Annotated in this window: 6 protein-coding genes and 1 pseudogene; 3 read left to right on the forward strand and 4 right to left on the reverse strand. The window is 71.8% G+C overall.

What is annotated here, in order from left to right; translation table 11 throughout:
* Positions 1–30: 30 nt before the first annotated feature.
* Positions 31–1,551, reverse strand: a complete 1,521-nt coding sequence (gene glpK, locus ACFY3J_RS12870; RefSeq protein ID WP_384175709.1) for a glycerol kinase GlpK — start codon at positions 1,549–1,551, stop codon at positions 31–33.
* Between the two features lie 254 nt (positions 1,552–1,805).
* On the opposite strand from glpK, the pseudogene ACFY3J_RS12875 reads away from it, so the two are divergent.
* A pseudogene (locus ACFY3J_RS12875) lies at positions 1,806–2,343 on the forward strand (NUDIX domain-containing protein).
* A gap of 43 nt (positions 2,344–2,386) precedes the next feature.
* On the opposite strand, the gene ACFY3J_RS12880 reads toward ACFY3J_RS12875, so the two are convergent.
* On the reverse strand, positions 2,387–4,753 hold the full coding sequence (locus tag ACFY3J_RS12880) for a glycoside hydrolase family 31 protein (RefSeq protein ID WP_390840855.1): 2,367 nt from the start codon (positions 4,751–4,753) through the stop codon (positions 2,387–2,389).
* A gap of 214 nt (positions 4,754–4,967) precedes the next feature.
* On the opposite strand from ACFY3J_RS12880, the gene ACFY3J_RS12885 reads away from it, so the two are divergent.
* Both ACFY3J_RS12885 and ACFY3J_RS12890 read left to right on the forward strand, forming a co-directional pair.
* On the forward strand, positions 4,968–6,935 hold the full coding sequence (locus tag ACFY3J_RS12885) for an acetoacetate--CoA ligase (protein ID WP_384175715.1): 1,968 nt from the start codon (positions 4,968–4,970) through the stop codon (positions 6,933–6,935).
* Between the two features lie 127 nt (positions 6,936–7,062).
* The gene (locus ACFY3J_RS12890) at positions 7,063–7,953 is read left to right on the forward strand and encodes a hypothetical protein (RefSeq protein ID WP_384175717.1); all 891 of its coding nucleotides are present in this window, start codon (positions 7,063–7,065) and stop codon (positions 7,951–7,953) included.
* A gap of 71 nt (positions 7,954–8,024) precedes the next feature.
* On the opposite strand, the gene ptsP is transcribed toward ACFY3J_RS12890, so the two are convergent.
* The gene (gene ptsP, locus ACFY3J_RS12895; protein WP_384175719.1) at positions 8,025–9,695 is read right to left on the reverse strand and encodes a phosphoenolpyruvate--protein phosphotransferase; all 1,671 of its coding nucleotides are present in this window, start codon (positions 9,693–9,695) and stop codon (positions 8,025–8,027) included.
* A 92-nt stretch (positions 9,696–9,787) separates the two neighbouring features.
* Positions 9,788–10,237, reverse strand: a complete 450-nt coding sequence (locus ACFY3J_RS12900) for a PTS glucose transporter subunit IIA (protein WP_384175721.1) — start codon at positions 10,235–10,237, stop codon at positions 9,788–9,790.
* Positions 10,238–10,660: the final 423 nt, after the last annotated feature.

Raw genomic sequence — 10,660 nt, forward strand, 5'->3', positions numbered from 1 at the left:
ACGGGCCGCTTACGAGGGCCCAGGGGACTCCTAGTTCTCGCCGTCCTCCAGCCAGCCGAAGCTCTTCTCCACGGCCTTGCGCCAGTTGCGGTACTCGTGGTCACGGACGGCGCCGTCCATGGACGGGGTCCACTCGGCGTCCTTCTGCCAGTGCGACTTGAGCTCTTCGAGGTCGTTCCACACACCCGTGGCCAGCCCGGCCGCGTACGCGGCGCCCAGACAGGTGGTCTCGGAGATCCTGGGACGGATCACCGGCACGTCGAGCACGTCCGCCTGGTGCTGCATGAGCAGGTTGTTCTTGGTCATGCCGCCGTCGACCTTCAGGGTCGTCAGCCTGACCCCGGAGTCCTGGTACATGGCGTCCACGACCTCGCGCGTCTGCCAGCTGGTCGCCTCCAGCACCGCCCGCGCCAGGTGCGCCTTGGTGACGTACCGGGTCAGGCCGGTGACCACCCCGCGCGCGTCGGAGCGCCAGTACGGCGCGAACAGGCCGGAGAAGGCGGGCACGATGTACGCGCCGCCGTTGTTCTCCACGCTCGCCGCCAGCGGCTCGATCTCGTCCGCGGTGCGGATGATGCCGAGCTGGTCGCGGAACCACTGCACCAGCGCGCCCGTGATGGCGATGGCGCCCTCCAGGCAGTACACCGGGGCCTCGTCGCCGATCTTGTAGCCCATGGTGGTGAGCAGGCCGCTCTTGGACGGCACGGGCCGGTTCCCTGTGTTCAGCAGCAGGAAGCTGCCGGTGCCGTACGTGTTCTTGGCGTCGCCCACGTCGTAGCAGGCCTGCCCGAACACGGCCGCCTGCTGGTCGCCGAGGGCGGATGCCACGGGCACCCCGGCGAGCTGGCCGACGGCTGTCCCGTACACCTCGGAGGAGGATCTGATCTCGGGCAGCATCGCCTCGGGGACGTTCATGGCGGACAGGATCGACCCGTCCCACTGGAGGGTCCGCAGGTTCATCAGCATGGTGCGGCCGGCGTTGGTGACGTCGGTGACGTGCCGACCGCCGTCGACTCCGCCGGTGAGGTTCCAGATCAGCCAGGTGTCGATCGTGCCGAAGGCGATGTCACCACGCTCGGCGCGATCGCGCAGGCCGGGCACGTTGTCCAGCAGCCAGGCCGCCTTGGGGCCGGAGAAGTAGCTGGCGAGCGGTAGGCCGGTCTGCTCGCGGAAACGATCCTGCCCTTCGGAGCCGCCCAACTCGTTGCAGAGCGCCGCGGTCCGCGTGTCCTGCCAGACGATCGCGTTGTGTACGGGCTTTCCGGTGGCCCGGTCCCACAGGACGGTCGTCTCGCGCTGGTTGGTGATGCCGAGGGCGCTGAGCTGGTCGGCACGCAGCCCCGCCTTGGCGACCGCGCCCGCGACCACCGCCTGCACCTTCGACCAGATCTCGGTGGCGTCGTGTTCCACCCAGCCCGGCTTGGGGAAGATCTGGCGGTGCTCGCGCTGGTCGACGGCGACGACGGCGCCGCTGTGGTCGAAGACGATGCAGCGGCTCGAGGTGGTGCCCTGGTCGATGGCGGCCACGAACCTCTCGGCGTTGTCCGTCATGGCTACCCCTTGGGGAGTGGAGAAGCGGCAGAGGGCCGGGACCGTCCATCCCCAGCGCCCTCACTGGTAACAGTTTGTCCCACATTGATGAAAACAGCCCGGGATGGGCGGCAGGGGCGCCGGCGCCCGAGACGACCGGGTCCGGGGAGTGGGGGAAGTGTTCCCCCGCGCACAGGGAGCGTCAAGGACGCCGGCGGCAACGGTGACAACCACCGACGGAAGACGTGCGCCCACTGATCGGATACAGTCCGCGCGTGCCCGAAACCCCGGACCCAACCGCCAACTCCGTACCGCACGCCCACTGTTCGAGCTGCGGAGCGCCATATAGCGAGGGCGTCACCGGCTGGCCCCGCACCTGCCCGGCCTGCGGCACCGTGGCCTACCGCAACCCGCTGCCGGTCGCGGTGGCCCTCCAGCCCGTGTACGACACCCGGGGCACCGCCCTGGTCGTCATCACCCGCACCATCGCCCCCGCGCGCGGGGGAACGGCCCTGCCGGGCGGCTACATCGACGACCACGAGGACTGGCGCCAGGCCGTCGTCCGCGAGCTCCAGGAGGAGACCGGGATCGAGGCGGCCGCCCGCGATGTGCGGCTCGCCGACGCGATGGGCTCGCCCCGATGGGCACCTGCTGCTCTTCGGACTGCTTCCGGAGCGCCCCGCCGAGGACCTGCCGCGGTTCACCGCCACCGACGAGACGGAGCACCGGCACCTGCTGCGCAGGCCCGCCGAGCTCGCCTTCCCGCTGCACACCCGGGCCGTCCGGGCCTGGTTCGACGGCCGCTACCTCTGAAAGGCCGCACACGCCCCAACGGCCGCTCGGTACCCGCCCGAACTCAGGACGCGCCGAGCCCCCGTATCCGCACCGGGTGGGAAGGCTCGCCGGCACCGTCCTCCCGCTCGCGCTCGACGACGACCTCCCCGCCCTGCCAACGGGTCGCGTAGCGTTCGAGCTCCGGCTCCTCCCAGTCGTCGCCCGCGTCCGGCACCACCAGTCCGCCGCCCGTACGCCCCTGGGCGGGCGCCCACACCTCCAGCTCCAGGCCGCCGCCCTCACCCCGCACCGGGATCACCGCGCCCGCGCGCGCGAACACCGGAATCCGCGCGAGCGGGGCGTCGACCAGCACCTGCCCCGGCCCCTCGTACGCACGTCCCGTCGCCGTGTCGTACCAGCGGCCCCGCGGCAGCCGCACCGCTCGCCGGTCCGTACCGGGGTCGAGCACGGGCGCCACCAGAAGGCCGTCGCCGAGCAGGAAGGCGTCCTCGCAGTCCCGCAGAGCCCGGTCCTCCGGCGCGCTCCACCACAGCGGCCGCACATGGGGCGCCCCGGTGCGCCGCGCCAGGTGCGCGAGCGTCACGAAGTACGGCAGCAGACGCCGGCGCTCGACGAGCGCCACGCGCGCGTGCTCCAGGACCTCCGGTCCGAACTCCCACGGCTCCCCGCGCCCCGCCCGCGGGCTCCCGTGCGTGCGGAACAACGGCAGACGGGACCCCAGTTGGAGCCGGCGCAGATACAGCTCGGGGGAGGGGCCGCCGTCGGACCCGCCCACGTCCGGGCCGGAGTACGGCACTCCGCACAGACCCAGTCCCAGCACCAGTGACAGCGACGTCCGCAGCCCCGGCCAGCCGGTGGCCACGTCGCCCGACCAGATGCCGCCGTAGCGCTGCATCCCGGCCCAGCCCGAGCGCGAGAAGAGGAACGGCCGCTCCTCGGGCACCAGGTCTCGCAGCCCCTCGTACGCCGCCTCGGCCATGCACAGGGCGTACACGTTGTGCGCCTGGCGATGGTCGCCGCCCCGGCCCTCCAGGGCATGCCGGGCCGACCGGGGAAGGGTCGTCTCGCCGAAGGCGGCGAAAGAGGTCGGCTCGTTCATGTCGTGCCGGAAACCGGCGAAGCCCTGCCTCAGCCGCTCCCGGTACAAGCCGCCCCACCACTGCCGCACGCGCGCGTGCGTGAAGTCCGGGAAGACCGCCTCTCCGGGCCGGGCGACGCCCCTCACCACCTGGTCCGAGGCGTCACGCACGAAGGCGTCCGCGGCCGTTCCGCCGTCGTACACGGCGTTCCCCGGCGCGGCCCTCACGGCAGGTTCGACGACGGACACCAGCCGGATCCCGTCCCGCCGCAGCTCCTCGGCCAGCACCGGCAGCTTGGGGAACCGGTCCTCGTCGACGGTGAACACCTGGTGCGCGTCGTGGTGGTCGGTGTCCAGGTGCACGGCGTCCAGCGGCAGTTCGTGCTCGTGATAGCCCGCGACTATCCGCCGCACCTCCTGCTCGCCGCCGGAGCCCCACCCCGCGTGATGGTGTCCCAGGGCCCACGCGGGCGGGACCGCGGCCGGTCCGGTGAGGGAGGACCACACGTGCGCCACGCGCGCGGGGGTGCCGACGACCACCCAGCAGCGCAGCGGACCGCCGTCCATCCTGAACTCGCTCGCCCCGGCCCGGTCGTGGCCCGAGCCGGCGCCCTCCGCACCCTCCCGGAGCGTGACCGTGCCGTCCCAGGAGTTGTCGTGGAACACCAGGTGCGTGCCCGCTTCGGCCACGACCAGCTGGACCGGCATGGTGACGTTGAGCGGGTCGTCACCGGGACCGAACGCACGGCCCGGATCGGTGTTCCACAGGCGATAGGCGCCGTCGCGCAGCCGGGGACCGCCGGCCCGGCCGCCCAGACCGAAGAACCGCGCGTCGGCCGCCACCTCCGACCGCTGCGACCACCGTGCGGGGCCCCCGCCGTCCGCCTCCCACCACCGGGGCGGCAGATCACGGCGCAGCGGCACACCCCCGGGCGTGCGGACCTCGATCGCGCCGTGCCGCGAGACACCGAGGGTGACCCGTTCCGCCACGACCCGCCAGCCACCGTCCTTGTCCGGCTCCAGCACCGCGCGCGGATCCGGCTCCGGGCACGGGCCGGCGAGCGCGTACGACGGCTCGGGCCCGGCGCCGTCCCAGCCCCAGAAGACGGCCCCGTTCCCGGCGACGGCGATACGGAGCTCCGAGCGGGCGAAGCGGACGACACCGCCCCCGGGCCCGGGCTCCACGTCCCGCACCGCACCGGGCACCCGCGCGCGTTCGGCCCCCCGCGACGGCAGGCCGGCGGCGTCCGCACGCCGCCGGCGCCACGCGGCGCGTACGGTGCGCAGCCCCTGGGCCACCCCCGCCGAACCGACCGCCTTCACCGAACGCACCAGGTCACGACCGTCCATGCTGCTCACCCTGCCATCGACGGCCGTTGGCGCGCGTGGCGTTCAACTGCCGTTCATCCGTGCCGCGACCACATCTTCACGACGCGGACTATGTGCGGTGCACCCTGGTGTAGAAGTCGATCACATGGCATCGTCCGTGTCAGCCGCGTCACGCGCACACCCCAGCACGTGCGCGGACCGACGCACACGACGCGCACAGTCCGGGAGCCGCCCCATGTCGACCGCGAACCCCCTGCCGCTCTGGCGGCCCGATCCGCAGCGGATCGCCCAGGCACAGATCACGAAGTTCCAGTCCTGGGCGGCCGAGCACCACGGCGCCCCGGCCCTGGGCGGTTACCCGGCCCTGCACCGCTGGTCCGTCGACGAGCTGGAAGCCTTCTGGAAAGCCGTCACGCAGTGGTTCGACGTACGGTTCACCAGCCCCTACGCGCGCGTGCTGGGCGACCGGGCGATGCCCGGCGCCGAATGGTTCCCCGGCGCCACCCTGAACTACGCCGAACACGCCCTGCGCGCGGCCGCCACGCGCGCGGACGAACCCGCCCTCCTCCACGTCGACGAGACACACGAACCCCGCCCGGTGACCTGGACCGAGCTGCGCCGCCAGGTGGGCTCCCTGGCCGCCGAGCTGCGCGCCCTCGGTGTACGCCCGGGGGACAGGGTCAGCGGCTATCTGCCGAACATCCCCCAGGCCGTCGTCGCCCTCCTCGCCACGGCCGCCGTCGGCGCCGTCTGGACGTCCTGCGCCCCCGACTTCGGCGCCCGCAGCGTCCTCGACCGCTTCCAGCAGGTGGAACCGGTCGTCCTGTTCACCGTCGACGGCTACCGCTACGGCGGCAAGGAGCACGACCGCCGCGACGTCGTCGCCGAACTGCGCCGCGAACTGCCCACCCTGCGCGCGGTCGTCCACATCCCGCTCCTGCGCACCGAAGCCCCCGAGGGCGCCCTGGAGTGGTCCGACCTGACCTCCGCCGACGTCGACCCCGTCTTCGAACCGGTGCCCTTCGACCACCCCCTGTGGGTGCTGTACTCCTCGGGCACCACCGGCCTGCCCAAGGCGATCGTGCAGTCCCAGGGCGGCATCCTCGTCGAGCACCTCAAGCAGCTCGGCCTGCACTGCGACCTCGGCCCCGGGGACCGCTTCTTCTGGTACACGTCGACCGGCTGGATGATGTGGAACTTCCTCGTCTCCGGACTGCTGACCGGCACGACGGTCATCCTGTACGACGGCAGCCCCGGCTACCCCGACACCGGCGCCCAGTGGCGTATCGCCGAACGCACCGGAGCCACTCTGTTCGGCACCTCCGCCGCCTACGTCATGGCCTGCAGCAAGGCGGAGGTCCACCCTTCGCGCGACTTCGACCTGTCGACGGTGCGATGCGTCGCGACGACCGGATCGCCGCTGCCGCCCGACGGATTCCGCTGGCTGCACGACGAGGTCCGCGAGGACCTGTGGATCGCCTCCGTCAGCGGAGGCACCGACGTGTGCTCCTGCTTCGCGGGAGCCGTACCGACCCTCCCCGTCCACATCGGCGAACTCCAGGCCCCGTGCCTGGGCACCGACCTCCAGTCCTGGGACCCGAACGGCACCCCGCTGGTCGACGAGGTCGGCGAACTCGTGGTCACCAACCCCATGCCGTCCATGCCGATCCACTTCTGGAACGACCCCGACGGCAGCCGCTACCACGACAGCTACTTCGCCATGTATCCCGGCGTGTGGCGGCACGGCGACTGGATCACGCTCACCTCCCGCGGCTCGGTGATCATCCACGGACGCTCCGACTCCACGCTCAACCGCCAGGGCGTGCGGATGGGCTCCGCCGACATCTACGAAGCCGTCGAACGCCTCCCCGAGATCAAGGAATCCCTCGTCATCGGTGTCGAACAGCCCGACGGCGGCTACTGGATGCCCCTCTTCGTGCAGCTGGCACCCGGAGCCGCCCTCGACGACGCGCTGCTCGACCGCATCAAGCGGACCATCCGCGAACAGCTCTCCCCACGCCACGTCCCCGACGAGGTCATCGAGGTGCCGGGCATCCCGCACACCCTCACCGGCAAGCGCATCGAGGTCCCGGTCAAGCGCCTCCTCCAAGGCACGCCGCTGGACAAGGCGGTCAACCCCGGCTCGGTCGAGGACCTCGACCTGCTGCGCTTCTACGAGGAGCTGGCCCGCAAGCGCGCCTGAGCGCCGCGTCCCCCCACCACCCACGGTGGGGGGACCCGCAGGCTCCGTGAACGCCTGCCCGCCCCCGTTGTCAGTGGCTCCGGTTACGGTGAGTGAGCATTGATCGACTGCGCTCACAGGGGGAAACATGGCGCACACCGACCACCTGACCATGCGGCGCGTCCTGCGCCGGGAGATCGCCGGCACCATCGGCCTGCTCACCGACGAACAGGACTTCCGCGCCATGCGGCGCTACCGCAGCTTCACGTTCGACGACCACACCACCTATCTCCACCAGGTCGAGAAACTCCTCCAGCTCCTGGCCGCTCAGGGCGGCCACACCACGGTGGCCCTCTTCGACCCCGAGGAGTACGCCGAATACTGCGCGGCGACCGGCCTCGACCCCGACATCCCGTCCAGCCGCGCCCGCTTCACGGCCGAACTCGCGAGCACGGGCCCCACCCTTCCCTACGACGGCCGGCCCCTGGCCGAACTTGTCCCCGAACTCGTCGACGAGGCCGTCCGCCAGGCCACCTGGGAGTACGCCTCCACCCTGCTGGCCCGGCTCGGCCCCTGCGCCTCCTGCGGCGAGAACATCGGCCGCGCAGCCTTCGCCCGGGCCGCGGACCTCGTCGTCCGCATCCTCGACACGGCCCCGCCCGGAAACCGGCACCTGGTGTGCAGCGTCACCGGCACACCCGAAACCCTCGTCGCCGTCCTCCACGCCGACGACGAAGGCGACGCCACACAACTCGACGAGACCGAAGCCCTGGAGTTCACCACGGTCCTCGCCCTCGGCATCGCCACCGACGGCCCCGGCGGGCTCGTCATGCGCACCACCGCGCCCGGCGCCGCCGACCGCGTCTACGGCTGGCGCCTGCACGCAGGCGGCCTCGAACCCCTCACCGCCGGCGAGGTCTTCGACGCCTACTGCACCGACATCGAATCCGGCGACCTGATCTCCCCGGAATCCGGCGTCGACTACGGCGAGCCGCCCGACCTCGGAGCAGAAGAAGGACCGGCCCCGCAGCACGGCTGAACACCCGAGGGGCGCCCCACCCGACAGGTGGAGCGCCCCTCGAGGACCAGCCGACGAACGGCGGACCACGGTCACTCGCCGGACAGCACCGCCTGCGCCGCGGTGCGCGCCTCGTCCGCGCTGTCCGCGGCACGCGCCGCCGCGGCCGCACGCTCGCACTGCGCCAGCGTGTACTTCGCCAGCGTCGCCCGTACATAGGGAAGCGACGCCGCACCCATGGACAGGGAGGTGACACCCAGACCGGTCAGCACGCACGCGAGCAGCGGGTCGGACGCGGCCTCACCGCAGACCCCGCAGCTCTTGCCCTCGGCCCGCGCCGCCTCGGCGGCGATCGCGACCAGGTCGAGCAGCGCGGGTTGCCAGGGGTCCTGCAACCGCGACACCGCACCCACCTGGCGGTCGGCGGCGAAGGTGTACTGCGCCAGGTCATTGGTCCCCAGCGACAGGAACTCCACCTCCTGAAGCACCGAGCGCGCCCGCAGCGCGGCCGACGGGATCTCGACCATCGCACCGAACTTCGCCCGCAGCCCCGCGGCACGGCACGCGTCCGCGAACGCCTTGGCGTCCGTCCGGTCCGCGACCATCGGGGCCATCACCTCGAGGTGGACCGGCAGGCCCTCGGCCGCCTTGGCGAGCGCCGACAGCTGAGTGCGCAGCACCTCGGGGTGCTCGAGCAGCGTCCGCAGCCCCCGCACACCGAGAGCCGGGTTCGGCTCGTCGCCCGGCGTCAGGAAATCCAGCGGCTTGTCCGCGCCCGCATCCAGCACACGCACCACGACCCGGCCCTCGGGGAAGGCCTCCAGCACCTGCCGGTACGTCTCGACCTGCTTCTCCTCGGACGGCGCGTTCTTGCTGTCGTCCAGGAACAGGAACTCGGTCCGGAACAGACCGACCCCCTCGGCACCGGCAGCGAGCGCCGCAGCCACGTCCGCGGGACCGCCGATGTTCGCGAGCAACGGCACCTTGTGGCCGTCCGAAGTGGCACCGGGACCGGTCGCGGAGGCCAGCGCCGCCTTGCGTTCGGCGGCCGAGGCCTCCAGCTGGGCCTTCTTCTCGTCACCGGGGTTCACGAAGATCTCGCCGGTGCTGCCGTCGACGGCGATGACCGTGCCCTCGGCCAGCTCGACGGCGCCGGGCAGCGCCACGACGGCCGGCACACCCAGCGCGCGCGCCAGAATCGCGCTGTGACTGGTCGGCCCGCCCTCCTCGGTGACGAAGCCCAGGACCAGGGTCGGGTCCAGCAGCGCCGTGTCGGCCGGCGCCAGGTCACGGGCGACCAGCACGTAGGGCTCGTCGCTGTCCGGCACACCCGGCATCGGCACACCGAGCAGACGGGCGACGATACGATTCCGCACGTCGTCCAGGTCGGCCACGCGGCCCGCGAGGTACTCACCGGCACCGGCGAGCAGGTCCCGGTAGGCGGCGAACGCGTCGTAGACCGCGCGCTCGGCCGTGCTGCCGACGGCGATGCGCCGATCCACATCCGCGATCAGCTCGGGGTCCTGCGCCATCAAGGCCTGCGCCTCGAGCACCGCCTGCGCTTCGCCCCCGGCCAGATTGCCGCGCGCCATCAGATCGGCCGCCACGGCCTCCACCGCCTGACGGGCGCGCCCCTGTTCACGCTCCGCCTCTTCCGCGGGGATCCGCCTGGCAGGCGGCTCCAGCACCGCCGTCCCCATGTGCCGAACCTCGCCGATCGCCACACCGTGGCTCACACCGACGCCTCGCAGCGTTGTCTCCATCTCACCCGTCTCCGATAGTGCGGCGGGTCCCACCGCCGCGGTGGTTGTTGTGCGCCGTCCCGGGGAAGGCCGCCCTTGGGAAGGCAGTTCTGTCACTTCCAGGTGAAGAGACGGTCGCCGGCCTTCACCTCGCCGCTGTCGCGGAGATCGGAGAGGCTGTCGGCGGTGGCCTCCAAGGCCACGACCGGGCACACGGGGGACTTGCCGGCGGCTTCGACGGCGGCGGGGTTCCAGCGCACCACCGCCTGGCCGCGCACCACCGTGTCGCCCTTCTTCACCAGCAGCTCGAAGCCCTCGCCGTTGAGCTGGACGGTGTCGATGCCGAGGTGGGTGAGCACGCCGCGCCCCTCCTCGTCGACGACGACGAAGGCGTGCGGGTGCAGCGAGACGATGACTCCGTCCACGGGGGCCACGGCGTCGGCGGGCTCGCGTACCGGGTCGAGAGCCGTGCCGGGGCCGACCATGGCTCCGGAGAAGACCGGATCCGGCACGGCGGCCAGTCCGATGGCGCGTCCTGCGACGGGGGACGTCACGGTGGTCATGGGAAGCCTCCCAGGGGTGGAGATTCATGTGCGCCTTCACTGCCTCGCCGGAGACGGCGCAGTGTGGCAGCAAGCTATGTCTCGGTAAGTACCGGTTACGGGCGAGAGCTTACACAGCCCACGTTGGTGGTCTAGACCACCAAGCGAAGCAATTTGCACCCACTCCGCGGATCCATGTACAGTCGTACCCCTGCTCGGGGCTGAGTGACGCCACCAGGCGTTCTTGCCGGGCAGCACCCATACTTGTCAGATCCTATCTCGGGATCACCTTCTGCATGCCCGCAGGACGGTGGTCAGAGAGACCGGAAAAGCCTGATAGAGTGTGGATCACCGAAGGGAAGCCCGGAGGAAAGCCCGAGAGGGTGAGTACAAAGGAAGCGACCGTTCCTTGAGAACTCAACAGCGTGCCAAAAATCAACGCCA

The sequence above is a fragment of the Streptomyces sp. NPDC001231 genome (genome assembly GCF_042896885.1).
In the GTDB taxonomy this organism is placed as follows: domain Bacteria; phylum Actinomycetota; class Actinomycetes; order Streptomycetales; family Streptomycetaceae; genus Streptomyces.